11 protein-coding genes and 1 pseudogene are annotated in these 13327 nt (G+C 66.3%); 6 read left to right on the top strand and 6 right to left on the bottom strand.

What is annotated here, in order from left to right; all coding sequences use genetic code 11:
* Both KBY77_RS15065 and KBY77_RS15070 read left to right on the top strand, forming a co-directional pair.
* Window positions 1-143, top strand: a pseudogene (locus tag KBY77_RS15065) (photosystem II D2 protein (photosystem q(a) protein)); the annotation flags it as partial.
* Between the two features lie 228 nt (window positions 144-371).
* Window positions 372-512, top strand: coding sequence for a hypothetical protein (locus tag KBY77_RS15070; protein ID WP_158218592.1), 141 nt, complete (start codon window positions 372-374; stop codon window positions 510-512).
* A 116-nt stretch (window positions 513-628) separates the two neighbouring features.
* Here the strand turns inward: KBY77_RS15070 and KBY77_RS15075 are convergent, their stop codons facing one another.
* The 3 genes from KBY77_RS15075 to KBY77_RS15085 are packed head-to-tail and all read right to left on the bottom strand — an operon-like array spanning window position 629 to window position 5947.
* Complete coding sequence (locus tag KBY77_RS15075) at window positions 629-2287, bottom strand: DUF2079 domain-containing protein (protein ID WP_255106217.1); 1659 nt, start codon at window positions 2285-2287, stop codon at window positions 629-631.
* Window positions 2247-3899: a glycosyltransferase family 39 protein gene (locus tag KBY77_RS15080; RefSeq protein WP_255106220.1), complete on the bottom strand. Its 1653-nt coding sequence runs from the start codon at window positions 3897-3899 to the stop codon at window positions 2247-2249. The genes KBY77_RS15075 and KBY77_RS15080 overlap by 41 nt, the downstream gene beginning before the upstream one ends.
* Complete coding sequence (locus KBY77_RS15085; protein WP_255106222.1) at window positions 3899-5947, bottom strand: glycosyltransferase family 39 protein; 2049 nt, start codon at window positions 5945-5947, stop codon at window positions 3899-3901. The genes KBY77_RS15080 and KBY77_RS15085 overlap by 1 nt, the downstream gene beginning before the upstream one ends.
* Before the next feature lie 186 nt (window positions 5948-6133).
* On the opposite strand from KBY77_RS15085, the gene KBY77_RS15090 reads away from it, so the two are divergent.
* The 3 genes from KBY77_RS15090 (at window position 6134) to KBY77_RS15100 (ending at window position 10608) form a co-directional block, all read left to right on the top strand.
* Window positions 6134-7756, top strand: coding sequence for an iron uptake porin (locus KBY77_RS15090; RefSeq protein WP_255106224.1), 1623 nt, complete (start codon window positions 6134-6136; stop codon window positions 7754-7756).
* Between the two features lie 347 nt (window positions 7757-8103).
* Window positions 8104-9789, top strand: a complete 1686-nt coding sequence (locus tag KBY77_RS15095) for an iron uptake porin (protein ID WP_255106226.1) — start codon at window positions 8104-8106, stop codon at window positions 9787-9789.
* A 141-nt stretch (window positions 9790-9930) separates the two neighbouring features.
* Window positions 9931-10608: a J domain-containing protein gene (locus tag KBY77_RS15100; RefSeq protein ID WP_255106227.1), complete on the top strand. Its 678-nt coding sequence runs from the start codon at window positions 9931-9933 to the stop codon at window positions 10606-10608.
* Here KBY77_RS15100 and KBY77_RS15105 read toward each other — a convergent pair.
* Window positions 10605-10853 (bottom strand): NAD(P)H-quinone oxidoreductase subunit O, encoded by a 249-nt coding sequence (locus tag KBY77_RS15105; RefSeq protein WP_255106229.1) that lies wholly within the window; start codon window positions 10851-10853, stop codon window positions 10605-10607. The genes KBY77_RS15100 and KBY77_RS15105 overlap by 4 nt on opposite strands.
* A 94-nt stretch (window positions 10854-10947) precedes the next feature.
* Here KBY77_RS15105 and KBY77_RS15110 point away from each other — a divergent pair, with 94 nt between their 5' ends.
* Window positions 10948-11883, top strand: coding sequence for a TIGR01777 family oxidoreductase (locus tag KBY77_RS15110; RefSeq protein WP_255106232.1), 936 nt, complete (start codon window positions 10948-10950; stop codon window positions 11881-11883).
* Here KBY77_RS15110 and KBY77_RS15115 read toward each other — a convergent pair.
* Window positions 11819-12124 (bottom strand): hypothetical protein, encoded by a 306-nt coding sequence (locus KBY77_RS15115; protein ID WP_255106235.1) that lies wholly within the window; start codon window positions 12122-12124, stop codon window positions 11819-11821. The genes KBY77_RS15110 and KBY77_RS15115 overlap by 65 nt on opposite strands.
* On the bottom strand, window positions 12099-13325 hold the full coding sequence (locus KBY77_RS15120; protein WP_255106238.1) for a lipid-A-disaccharide synthase-related protein: 1227 nt from the start codon (window positions 13323-13325) through the stop codon (window positions 12099-12101). The genes KBY77_RS15115 and KBY77_RS15120 overlap by 26 nt, the downstream gene beginning before the upstream one ends.
* Between the last annotated feature and the right edge of the window lie 2 nt (window positions 13326-13327).

The raw sequence follows: 13327 nt of genomic DNA on the forward strand, positions 1-13327 counted from the left end.
CTGAGGACCCTGAATTCGAGACCTTCTACACGAAGAACATTCTTCTGAACGAAGGACTGCGTGCCTGGATGGCACCGGCCGACCAGCCGCATGAAAACTTCGTATTCCCTGAAGAGGTCCTGCCCCGCGGCAACGCTCTCTGATCTCTGCCTTGAGACCCTGAAACCCGAGCCCTCTGGTCGGGTCCAGCCTCATCTCTTCGGATCATCAAGGCGCCCTGCTGGGCGCCTTTTTTGTTGGATGTCCCATTGGGTAATGGCCGTCCTCCGCCGATGACGAGCTCAGGATGGTGATGCCTGTGCTGCCCAGCTCATCAGCTCTCGCCAGGCCGGGAGATTCCCCTAGATTCACGGCGTTCCGTCAGCAGTGTCGTGGAGCAGGTCTTCAGGCCCAGTGCCCGATCAGCCCGCTTCGAAAACGTCACCGGCTGGCTTTATCCCCCCAAGGAGGAGGTGCCCGTGAGCCACAGTTCCATGACCCAGGGTCTGCTGATCGCGGAGAACGCCGGTTGATTTCGGCGCCTGTTTCCTGATCAATCGGTTCCGCGCCATAGCGGACCCGGCGAACGCCCCCGCTGCTGCGCTCTTTAGCACGGCAGCGGGGGCATCGTTCTTGGACCGCATTTGATTCAGTCGGGGTGGCTATTGAGCTGCTGCTGGATCGAGCCGATCAGTTCCTCGAGCTGGCGTCGCGCTGGCATCACATCAGGCTGGTTCCGCTGCAGGAGCACCACCCCATCGGAGAAGGCCCGCACCCCGTAGGGCTCAGGCAGGGAACTCAGCGCTTCGAGGCTGTTCTCCAGGGCTTCACGATCGCTGGGGAAGGCCACTTCGTAGCGGCGCAACCAATCGAGATCGACGGCGATCCAGTCGACGGCATTGTCGCGGCCCTGGCGATCTCGGTAGATCACCCCGTTCGGGAAGCGGATCAGCACCGGCCTCTGGGCCAGGTGGGGAATCAGGGGGGTGGTGGCGGCCACGCTGGCGCCATCAGGGATCAGCCTGAGCAGGTCGCGGGCGTTGGCCCCGTGGCTCCACTGGCGCGGCGGGGAGCTGTAGACCCAGGGATCGATGCTGTCAGGAATCAGGAACGAGAGGCTGCGATTGGGGTTGGCCAGCAGGGTGAACAGCAGGGAGAGCGCGATGCAGCCGCTCCACACCCGCCGCAGGCGCCGGCGCGCGAAGGTCTGGGGATGGCGGCTCCACCACTCGATCGCCCCGGCGAACAGCCCGGGCACCACCAGCAGCGCGTAGCGGAGGTTGATCGAGAGTGGATTGTTCGATCCCTGCGCTAGCAGCAGGCCCAGCAGGGGCAGGCCCATCAGCAGCCAGCTGTCGAGGCTGATCAGCGGCACCAGCATCAGGGGCAGACCCTGGGCCAGCAGATAGCGCAGGGTCTCCCCTGGCGGCCAGATCAGCTCCCGCAGCACCACCAACGGCTGACCGAGGGCCTTGAGCAGCACTTCCAGGCTGCTGGCCTGCTCCGCATCATCGAGGTACTGGCCGAAGTTTTCGACCATGAAGCGGCGCGAGTTGTCGTCGCTGAAGAGCGGCATCAGCACGTTGGTCACCAGCAGCACCCAGCCCAGACCCATCACGGCCAGCCCCAGGGCCAGGGGCCAGCGCTGGCGTTGACGCACAAGAATCCAGAGGCTGACCCCCACCAGCAGCACGCCGGTGTCTTCCCGAATCATCGGCACCGCCAGCGCCGCCAGCGCCACCAGCCACCAGTTGCGGCGCTGCAGTCCATACCAGAGCAGCAGGACGGCCAGGGGCAGCTGGGACAGGTCGGTGAAGTTCCCCAAGGTGGGGCCGATCACGGCATTGGCGCCGAAGAAGCTGCAGGCCAGGAAGGCGGCCAGCCACGGATCCTCCAGCCGTTCCCGGGCAATGCGGTGCAGCACCAGTCCGGCGGCCGTCATCAGGCCGACCTGCACCAGCGGCAGGGCCCAGATCCCCAGCAGCCCCACCAGTGGCACCCAGAGCAGCAGGGCTGGTGTGAAGTGCTGGCCCAGTCGGTGATAGCCCAGGGATGGAGGTTCCCCGGCGTGGATCACGTTGGTGGACAGCTGGGAAGAGAGGGTGCTCTCGAAGGGATGGCCGTGCAGGCCGCTCCAGATCGTCTGCAGGAATATGCCCTGGTCGTAGGAGGCGGTGAGCACCTGCAGACGCCACCACTGCAGCAGCAGCCCCGTCAGCGCAAACAGCGCCGCCGCCACCAGCACGGTTCGCTCAGCCTGGACCTGCTCAGGGGGCTTGAGGGGCAGGGGTCTTGGCTTCTCCTGCACAGATCCAGCGTTGCCAGCTGTCGCCACCGCGAGCTTCCAGGTCACAGGTGGCATCCTGAAGCCGCAGGCGACCAGGGTTGCCGGGCTCCAGTCTGCCGACGCCGTCGACGGGGCGCAGCAGAACCCTGAAGCGCTTCTGCCAGTGGTCGCGAGGGCTGTCGGGCAGGTTGAACAGCTCCTGCTCTGCGTACCAGCGCAGGCTCGGGCGCTGTCCCTCGTTGCCGGGCATGTGGATCGGCAGCTTGGCCTTGGGACTGTCGCCCTCGACGCCTCGGGCCAGCTCAGCGGCTGGCAGCACCGACCAGGTTTCGTTCAGCTCCCAGTTCCAGAACGGACTCAGGAAGAACAGCAGCAGCGAGGCGCTCCAACCGAGCAGCAGCAGCGTCAGCCCCAGTCGTCGCTTGCCCTGGGCCGGCCGGCTCAGGGCAATCCCCCCCAGCAGCAGACCCAGGCCCGCCGGCAGGGGCAGCCAGCGGAACGACTGCGGGAGCAGCACTGAGGCCAGCAGCAGCAGCCCCCCCAGTGCGGCCCAGAACCAGGGCAGCCGCCCCAGCAGGCCCCTCGGACGGGGACCTTCCACCAGTCTCGCCAGAATCGGCCCGCAGATCAGGCAGAAGGGTGGCCAGAGCAGGAGGCTGTACCAGGGCAGCTGGGTCTTCATCGGCAGCACCGTCAGGCTGGCCGCCAGGCTGAGGCCCAGGCTCCAGCGACCCGCCGGTTGCCTCCTCTCTCTCCAGGCCAGGACCAGGCCGATCGGCCAGAGGGGCAGCCAGGGCCACCCCCCCTCCAGCACCTCCAGCAGCGGCTCTAGTGGACTGCCGTGGTGCTCTTCCACCGTGGCGGTGAAGCGCAGCAGTCCCTGACCTCCCCACATCAGCAGGGCCTCGGAGCCCCGTTGCAGGCCATGCCAGCCGTGCCAGGCCATACCCACCGACAGCCCCAGGCCCAGTCCCAGCCCCAGACGCAGCCAGGCCTGCCGATCCAGGTCGCGATCGAGCCAGCGCAACAACAGGCCCGTAGCCAGCACCGGCAACAGCACCGGAGCCTTCAGCAGCAGCAGCCCACTGCCCCCGGCCCCAGCGATCAGACCACCCACCAGCGCCGTTCGAGGCCGGGGCCTGGCCAGCAGCAGGCCCAGCCAGAGGAGGGCCATGGCCGTGAGCTGGGCCCCATCGAGCATCGCCAGCCGACCGTGGCGGGCCAGGGGCATCAGGGTAAGGGCGATGGCTGCCGCCCCCACGGCGGCCAGGGGCTGGCCGGGTCGCAGCCGCAGCTGGATCGCGCCGATCAGCGGCACCAGCAGGCTTGAGACGATCGCCGGCGCCAGCCGGATCACCCACTCCGGTGGACGCGTGGTGGCCTCGCCGCTGAGGGCGCGCCAGAGCTGGATCACGCCCGCGATCAGCCAGTGCAGGCCAGGAGGCTTGTTCAGATAGCTGGATCCCCAGAAGGTCGGCAGCAGGGTTTCGGGCCAGGAGGCCTGGCTGGTCTCGAGGGCCACGCGGGCCACGATGCCCTCATCCCAGTCGCGCAGGGGCAGGTTGCCCAGGCCGGCCAGGGCCAGCACCAGGGCCACGGCCCAGAGCCCGAGCAGAGCGCGGCTCACTTTCATCACTTGTCCTTGTTCAGCTGGTCGGTCACCCTGCGGGTTGCCTGGGGAACCGAACGCAAGGCCCGCTGCAGACTGAAGGGATCTGCCAGGAGGGCGCCGCTCACATCGGCGAGGGCGTTGAGCACAGGCTCCTGATGCCCACGGGTCGCCGCGGTGGCCACGGCATGGGCGCGCCAGGGATTCCAGCCGGCCAGCAGCACCACACTGCGGTACGCCGGCGGCCAGGGGTTCGCTGGCTCCAGGGTCTGCAACCTGCTGAACCACTGATCTGCCTGGAAGGGGCGGTTGCGCAGCACGGCCAGTAATGCCAGCGCCCAGAGGGCGTCCCGATCGCCGGGATCGGAGCGCAGGCGCTGCTCGGCCCAGTCGATCACCCGCCCCTGGTAGTGCCAGTGGCCATCGAGCTGGTGTTGGGGGCCGATGGCTTCGAACACAGGCGCCAGCCCGGCCGGGCCCCGCTCCAGACCGGAGGCCAGCTCAATGAACCTGCGATCGAAGCGCGTCGTGGCGGGCACGGGCTGGCGGCGGGTCCAGAGCTCAACGGGTTCGCCGTCGCTCCAGGGCCAGCGGCCCACCAGCCGGAAGCGGGAGTCCTGGCGGATCGCACTGGCCAGCTTCCGTGAGGCTTCCCGTCGCATGCCTGCCTCGCCGGTGGTGAGCAGGACCCACTCCGCCTGATCCAGCACCAGCTCGCGCTCCCTGGGCTGCCGGCCGAGCTGCCGGGCCACGATCTGCCCCCCCCGGGCCCGCCCGAAAACCGTGGCGGTGTGCTCGTTGAGCTCGGCGGCATTGGGGAGCATCACCAGGGTGCGGGGCTGATCACCCACCTGCTGGCGCATGGTGTCCATCACGTCTGGCAGGGGTGAGCGGGGTTGCCAGCGGATTTCGCCGGCCTGGGCTGTCACCGCGCTGCCGGCACTGGCCGCCAGCCCTGCGGCCAGGGCAGCCCAGCTGGCGCGTCTCCAGCCCTGCCTGAGCAAGGCCTGCCCCAGCTGCCACCAGCCCCAGCTCAGGAGCAGCACCAGCAGGGGCAGCACCGGGGTGATGTAGCGGGGATCCTTGTTGGGGCTGAGGGTGGTGAACAGCCAGCCACTGAGACCGCAGCCGATCAACCAGCGCCAGCCCCAGCCGCCCTGAGTCCGGTCCGTCCCATCGGCGGGCTGCGGCTGCGGGCAGTCCCGGCGCCATGGCCAGGCGGCGTGCAGGGCCAACAGCGTGCCTGCCAGGGCTGGCACGCTGTTGGCCAGTCCCAGCTGCTGGGGCCAGAGCCTGGGGTACCAGAGCAGGCTGGCCAGGCTGAACGCTGGCGGGTCACCCTCCTGGGCGGCCGACTCAAGCACCGCCCGGTTGGTGCCGCCGATCGTGGTTATCCAGTTGTGCTGCAGCCAGGGGAGCACGAGGGTGAGCACCAGCGCCAGGGCGGCCAGCGCCTGCCAGCGCCGCCGGGCTCGCCCCAGCCCCCGCAGAGCCACCCACAGGGCCGGGGGGAGCAGCACCAGCAAAGCGCTCTGTTTCACCAGCACGGCCGCCGCCAGCGCCAGGGCCGCGACGGCGGCCTGGTGCCAGCGCCCCCCCCTGGGGTCGGGCGACGCCCAGCGCCCCAGCAGCCAAAGCGCCAGCACGCTGGTGGCGGCGAGTGGCAGATCGAGGGTGAAATCCAGCCGCAGGCTGAGCAGGGCCGGGGTGGTGGTTGTCAGGGCGGCCGCCAGAAGGCCGAAACCCGGCGAAACCAGTTGGCGGCCCCAACAGGCCACGCTCACCAGCAGCAGTCCCTGCCAGAGCGCCAGGGCCGCGCTGGCCTGATCGGGGCTGTCGCCCGATAGAGCGATCACCGAGCCATTCACCAGGCTCGCCAGCGGCGGCACCTTTGGGGAGAGATCGAGCAGACCCTGCCAGCCCGGCCAGGCTCCACCGGGAAGCAGGCCGAGGGCGCGGCCATGGTCCACGGCGCTGTTGAGGTAGTCGGCCTGATCCCAGGCCGGCAACCGCTGGTCCAGCTGCAACCAGAGCTGGTCGGCCAGGCTGCCAGCCAGCCAGATGGCGGCCACGGCCAGCCACCACAGCCAGGGGCGTTGGGACCGGGTGTTCAGGGCCTTGGCGGCGGTTCAGGCCACTTTGGACCAGTTGCCGTCCCTGCAGCCGTTGTGCTTTCTGTCACACCTGCACGGGCCGCCTGCTGGACTTGGGGCGATTCTTCATGGCAGGCGCATTGCGCCAACTTGTGTGAGGACCCCATGAAATTCTTCCGGCAATTGCTGCTGGCACCTGTCGCCCTCGGACTGATGGCCCCCGTGGCCGCCACAGCCGGCGAAATGAACCTGGACGGCATCAACCAGTACGCCGCCTCCGAGGACCAGGTCACCAGCATCACCCAGTTTTCCGACGTGCAGCCCACCGAGTGGGCCTACCAGGCACTCTCGAACCTGATCGAGCGCTACGGCTGCGTCGCTGGCTACCCCGATGGCACCTTCCGTGGCAAGAAGCCGCTGAGCCGCTGGGAAGCCGCCGCTCTGCTCAACGCCTGCCTCGATCGGATCACCGAGGTGACCGATGAGCTGCGCCGCCTGCTCAAGGAGTTCGAGAAGGAACTCGCCATCCTGCGCGGCCGCGTCGACAACCTCGAGGCCAAGGTCGGTGAGCTGGAGGCCAACCAGTTCTCCACCACCACCAAGCTGCGTGGTGTGGCCACTTTCACCATCGGCGCCAACAGCTTCGGTGGCAGTGCCCGTGTCCTGGGTGACAACACCGGACTCCCCAACAGCCTCAACCCCACGCTGGCCGACGTCGCTGCAGCTCAGCAAGGCGCCACCGCCTTCAACTACAACCTCGACCTCTTCCTCGACACCAGCTTCACCGGTAAGGACCTGCTGCGCACCCGTCTGCGTGCCGGTAACTTCGGCTCCAGCCCCTGGGGTGCCGCAAACCCTGACAACCTGGTCGGCCTGAACGCCTTCGAGATTGCCTTTGAGGGTGCCAGTGGCGCCGATTCCGTCGAAGTCAACCGCCTCTTCTACCAATTCCCCCTGGGAAGCAGCTTCACCGCCACGGTGGGTGCAAAGGTTCGTCAGGACGACATGCTGGCCTTCTGGCCCAGCGTGTACCCAGCTGATACCGTCCTCGACATCTTCACCTACGGCGGCGCTCCCGGCGCTTACCCCCTGACCCTCGGCTCCGGTGGTGGCCTGTGGTGGAAGAGCGGCGGCTTCAGCATCAGTGCCAACTATGTGGCCGTCAACGGCAACGTGGGTAACCCCAACATCGGTGGCATCGGCACCGACGGTTCCGCCCAGACCGGCACCGCCCAGATCGCCTGGAACAACGAGAACTTCGGTATCGCGGCCGCCTACACCTACACCACCCCCCAGGGCGGTCTGGCTGGCCTCTACGGCGGTAACGGCACCCCCCTGGCCAACCTCGGGTATGCCCTCTCCGACAGCGTCAACTCAGTTGGCATCAGCGGTTACTGGCAGCCCTCCAACTCCGGTTGGCTCCCCTCGATCAGCACCGGCTGGGGTCTGAACGCCCACAGTTCCGACACCTTCGATCAGATCGACGGTGCCCAGACTCAGTCCTGGTACGTGGGTCTGCAGTGGTCCGACGTCTTCATCAAGGGCAATTCCTTTGGTATGGCCGTGGGTCAACCCACCTTCTTCACCAAGTCGGGTGATGGCGACATCATCGAGGCCAACGACGGCAACTATGCCTGGGAGTGGTGGTACAAGTTCCAGGTGACCGACAACATCTCGATCACCCCAGCGCTCTTCTACCTCAGCGTGCCCCTTGGTCAGCTGCAGAAGAACAGCAGCGACACCTTCGACAACTTCGGTGGCCTGGTCAAGACCACCTTCAAGTTCTGATCAATTCTGATCAGTTGATCGGTTTCTGCTGATTATCCTCCAGCCAGATCATCTCCTCACACACCTTGATCTGGCTGGTCCCTAGTTCTGAGCTAATCTGATTCTCAGCAGTACGCCCCTTTGGCCGTGGTTCCCACCACGGCTTTTTGATGCGCTTTTTTGTATGGCTGCGCTTTTGAGGCCGAGGCGCTGCAGGGCTCCAAATCCCCTGCGGGACAGGGGGTTGCACATAGGTATGTGACCGTCGACACTCGGGCATGTGTTCGTGGGTGGTGGTCCTAATCCGCCTCTTCGATAAAGTATAAAAGTGTCCTTTTGGACCATCCCTCAATTGGTGTGAGGTTCCAATGAAATTATTCCAGCGTCTGCTGCTGGCACCGGTCGCCCTTGGGCTGGTGGCCCCCATGGCCGCTTCGGCCGGGGATCTCGATCTCGATGGCATGAAAAAGTATGCCGCCAAGAAAGATCAGGTGACCAGCATCACCCAGTTCTCTGATGTTCAGCCCACCGAGTGGGCCTATCAGGCACTCTCGAACCTGATCGAGCGCTATGGCTGCGTCGCCGGTTATCCCGACGGCACCTTCCGCGGCAAGCAACCCCTGAGCCGCTGGGAAGCTGCTGCTCTTCTGAATGCCTGCCTTGATCGGATCACCGAAGTGACCGACGAGCTGCGCCGCCTGCTCAAGGAGTTTGAGAAGGAACTCGCCATTCTGCGCGGCCGCGTCGACAACCTTGAGGCCAAGGTTGGTGAATTGGAGGCTACCCAGTTCTCCACCACCACCAAACTTCAGGGTCAGGCCACCTTCGTAATCGGCGCGGTCAACGCCAGTGGTGATCGCCCGGGTGCAGGCGTCTTCGGTTCTGCCCCCGAATTCGGCAGCCGCGATGCGGCTGAAAAATATAATGCTCAGTTCGGCGCCACCACTTTCAACTACGACCTTCGGCTGAATCTGCTCACAAGCTTCACCGGCAAGGATCTGCTCTACACCCGGCTGCGCACTGGCAACTTCGACAATGCATTGAGTGGCAATGGGGTGAACCTCACAGCCCTGGATGTGGCCAGCAATGGCTTCGGCGGTTCCGACTCCATCGGAATTGATCGTCTCTACTACCGTTTCCCGGTGGGTCGCGATTTCACCTTCATTGTTGGTCCCAAGGCCAGGAATACTGAGTCAGTCGCTGTAACCCCGTCGCTTTATGGCAGCGGGAAGGGCGATAAGATCCTTGATGTATTCCAGCTCTGGGGTGCTCCAGGTGTCTACAACAAGGCTACCGGCTCTCTGGGCGGCGTGATCTGGAAGCAGAATGTCAAGAAAGGTCAGGGCCGATTCAGCGCTTCGGCCAACTACGTTGCTCAGCAAGGCAGTTCCGGTCAGGTCTTCGACGGAAATGACAATGTCTGCTCCAGCAGCGAAGGCGGCATCGGCACCGATTGTGCCCGTGGCAACTTCCTGGCCCAGCTGAACTACACCGCCCCCCAGTGGAACGTCTCGCTGGCCTACCGCTACGGCCAGCAAGCCACCAACTTCCGTCGTGGCACGAATTTCGCTGCCAGCAACAGCTGGTTCCTGACCACTGGTGAATCGAACAGTGTGGCGGCTAACGCCTACTGGCAGCCCAAGGAAAGTGGCTGGCTACCCTCGATCAGCGTGGGCTGGGGTCTCAACAGCCTCTCCGGCAACGACAACAATGCCCTGGGTATCGAATTTGTTGATCCCTACGTGACCGAGAGCCAGAGCTGGTTCGTCGGCCTGCAGTGGAGTGATCTGTTCGGCAAAGGCAATGCCGCCGGTATGGCGGTCGGTCAGCCTGTCTTCGCCACCGCCCTTTCCCGTGGTAGCAGCGACACAGGCAATACCACCCCGGCCGATGGCAACTACGTCTGGGAGTGGTGGTACAAGTTCCAGGTCACCGACAACATTGCCGTGACCCCGGCGATCTTCTACCTGAGCCGTCCCCTGGGGCAGCTCACCGGCGAGGACAACAGCTTCAGCAACTTCGGCGGCCTCGTGCAGACCACCTTCAAGTTCTGATCCAACGGGCACGGCCCTGGTTGCTGCTATCAGCCCAGGTCGTGTCCTCTCCTCCGGCTCCTCACACCACCGGCCCCCGTCAGGGGGCTTTTTCATGGCTGGAGCCCTTGTCATGATGGGTTCAGCTCCCAGCAATCCCCCTTGAAGGCAGCCCTGGCCAGCAGCGATTTCTATGCCGTTCTGGGCGTTCCAGCCACGGCTGCGGCAGATGAGATCAAGGCGGCGTACCGCGCTCTGGTCAAACGGCACCATCCCGATGCCGGTGGGGATGACACCGCGATCCTGGCCATCAATGCCGCCTGGGCCGTTCTTGGAGATGGCGACCGGCGTCGCACCTACGACATCAGCCGGCAACCCTCAGCCAGCAGCCGGCGGCATGGCTCCAGAGTCGCCACCCCAGCCCATCGCGGCCTCGATCGCGACGGGGCCCTGCTGGGCTGGTTGCAGCAGGTCTATGGGCCGATCGATCGTCTGCTTGCCCAGGTCATCAACCCATTCCCCGGCCAGCTTCGGGCCCTGGCTGCCGATCCTTACGACGACAGCCTGATGGAGGCGTTCTGCACCTATCTGGAGCAGAGCCGGAGCCGCATGGACAAGGTGGAGGCACTTTATCGTTCAATCCCTTGCCCGAGCGAGGCCCGGGGGTTTGGCCTAAGCCTCTACCACTGCCTCAGCCAGGTCCAGGACGCCCTGCTGGAGCTGGAGCGCTACACCCTGGGCTACGTCGACAGATACTTGCACGATGGCCGCGAGATGCTGAGGGAAGCCAAGCAACGGCGCAGCCGCCTCAAGGAAGAGCGTCGAAGCCTCGATCTCTAGCAGGCCTCAAGCTGATCGAGCCGCAGCCATACGTCCGGCACCGGCAGGCGCCACCGCAGCTGGGCGAATTCGCCGCTGATGGCCAGCACTTCGCCTGGACCTTCAAACAAATAGTCGGGGGGAGTGGGATCGCTGGCAGCCGCTTCAAGGCTGCCCAGATAGGCATTCCTGCTGACCTTCACCAGGGAGCCTTTCTTGATGGCAGCGGCCTTGGGGGCAACGGCATCTGTTGGGGTCTGGGCCATTGACAGTCAGCACTCCGCTTGGAATCACGCTAGGCCCTGCTCGGAGGACTGGGGCGCCTCTTAGCCTCGGCAGCGGTGTGTGCTGCCTGGGCCCGTGAGACTGCTGCTGCTGGGATGTACGGGGTTCGTGGGGCGCGAGCTGGTGCCCCACCTGCTTGCTCGGGGGCACCACCTGGTGGTGGTGAGCCGTCAGTTGGTGCCCCTGGTGGGGCTGGAGCACCCTGAACTGCGGCGAATCCAGGCGGATCCGGCCCTGGCGGCCTCCTGGCAGGAGCCGACTCTGAGCGTTGCCGTGGCTGAGGCGGACGGGGTGGTGAATCTGGCCGGGGAGCCGATCGCGGAGAAGCGCTGGAGTGACGAGCAGCGGCGCAGGCTGATCGACAGTCGGCTGGGCAGCACCAGCAATCTGGTGGAGGCGCTGAGGGCCCATCCCCGGCCGAACAGGGTGCTGGTGAGCGGTTCCGCCGTGGGCTACTACGGCAGCAGCGAGGACGCCCGCTTCAGCGAATCGAGCCCTGCGGCGCCGGATCTGCTTGGTCAGCTCTGCCGCGACTGGGAGGCAGCTGCCGATCTGGCTCCCTCCGACTGCCGGGTGGTGAAGCTGCGGATCGGCATCGTTCTCGGCCCCGATGGTGGTGCCCTCGGCAAGATGTTGCCGGTGTTCCGCTCTGGTCTGGGCGGCCCGATCGGCTCCGGACGGCAGTGGATGAGCTGGATTCATCGCACCGACCTCTGCGTGCTGATCGCCAGCGCCCTGGAGACCCAGGATTACCAGGGCGTTTACAACGCCGTGGCTCCCCAGCCGGTGCGCATGGGCCGATTCGCGGCAGCCCTTGGCAGGGTGCTGAAGCGTCCCAGCCTGCTGCCGGTTCCCGCACCGGTGCTGCAGTTGATGCTCGGGGATGGTGCCTCGGTGGTTCTCGAAGGCCAGCAGGTGGACTCCGAGCGGCTGGAACTCCAGGGCTTCACTTTTCGCTACCCCGATCTCGACTCAGCCCTTGCCGCTGCCACCAGCCCAGCAGCCCACTGACCAGGGCGGCCGCCATCAGCAGGCCGATCGCCGGGGTGAACAGAGGATCCCAGAGCCTCTGAAGCAGTTGGAGCGGTGCCTCCACATGCTGGCTGTGCAGAGTCACCGCCAGGGCAAACCAGATCGCCCCCGCGATCACCAGGAACACATCGATCACCAGCACGGTGTCGATCCAGCGCTTCAGCCGCGGCGCAAGGGCTTCAGTGCTGGCGGCATCACTGGAGCGGGGCTGAGGGTTCATTGAGGACCTGCAGGATCTGCCCAGCCATCCTGGCGGCCCCGCCGGGACCACCGATGCGCTCCAGGCCGTTGCGTCGGCAGCGCTCGCCCAGATCGGTGTGCTGCAGCTGGTGCAGCACTTCGCCCACCAGCGCGGCGGTGCCGCCAAGGCTTCGCTCCGAGCCCGGCTCCCCCTCGGCACTGAACAGCGAGGGCCCCAGCAGGCGTCGTTGGGCCTCGGCGAAATTGGGGCTGAACTGGGGCCCGCCCCCCGCCAGCTGAACCACGGGTTTGCCCAGACCCACGGCCTGTTCCGTGGCCGTGCCGGTCATCGCCAGCAGCAGATCGGCCTGCTGCACCACCGCCTGGAATTCCCCCCAGTGCAGCCTCAGCTCCAGCTCCCCGCGGCACAGACGCCCAGACGGCTCCAGCTGCCAGCCCAGGGGGCGGCTGAGCCTGGCCACTGTCGCCTTGTCGATGGCCCCCACCAGGGCGGCGTTCAGCTGGAGGCCGCCGCTGGCCTGCAGGGCGGCAGGCAAGCGGGTGAGCACCTGCAGCATCAACTCGAAGTTGCGCAGGGCCTCCGGCAGGCGGCTGCCAGGCAGCAGCCCCAGCCGGGGGCTGGGCGCCCCGACCCCTGGTCCGTCGAGGGGAGGTGCGCTCTCCAGGACCCTGTCGAGGAAGGGGTTGCCGAGAAAGTCCACAGGCCGCCCGAGCTGGTGACTCAGGTCTGTGGCGGTGAATGCATCCCGGCTGAACACCCTGCGGAAGCGGCGGCTGCGCAGGCAGCTTCCGCAGGGCCAGGGCAGGCGCAGGCGGCCTTCGTAGTGGCTGGAGTAGGCCACCAGGTAGGTGACCACCGGCCGGCGGCTGCACCAGGCGGCCAGTACGGGGATCACATCCCCGACCACCACCACCGCGGCGCAGTGCCGGGCTTCTCGGAAAAACAGCACCAGCTGGCTGAGCAGGTAGGTGAGCTGGCCCTGCACCAGTTCAGTCAGGCGTCCGCCGAGGCTGGTGTAGCCAAGGCCGCCGGTGCTGAATTCACGGGTGTGCCCGAGCACGGGCAATCCAGCCTGGCGGTAGGCGCCGCCATGACCCACCAGCGGCAGGGCCACCACCTCCAGCCCCAGTTTCTGGAGCTCCTGTCCGATCAGGCTGCCGCTGAGGTCTTCCCCATGGCCATTGCTGAGCAGCAGCAGGCGCCGGGGGGGATCGCCCATCG

It is taken from the genome of Synechococcus sp. Cruz-7E5 (assembly GCF_024345995.1).
Taxonomy (GTDB): domain Bacteria; phylum Cyanobacteriota; class Cyanobacteriia; order PCC-6307; family Cyanobiaceae; genus Regnicoccus_A.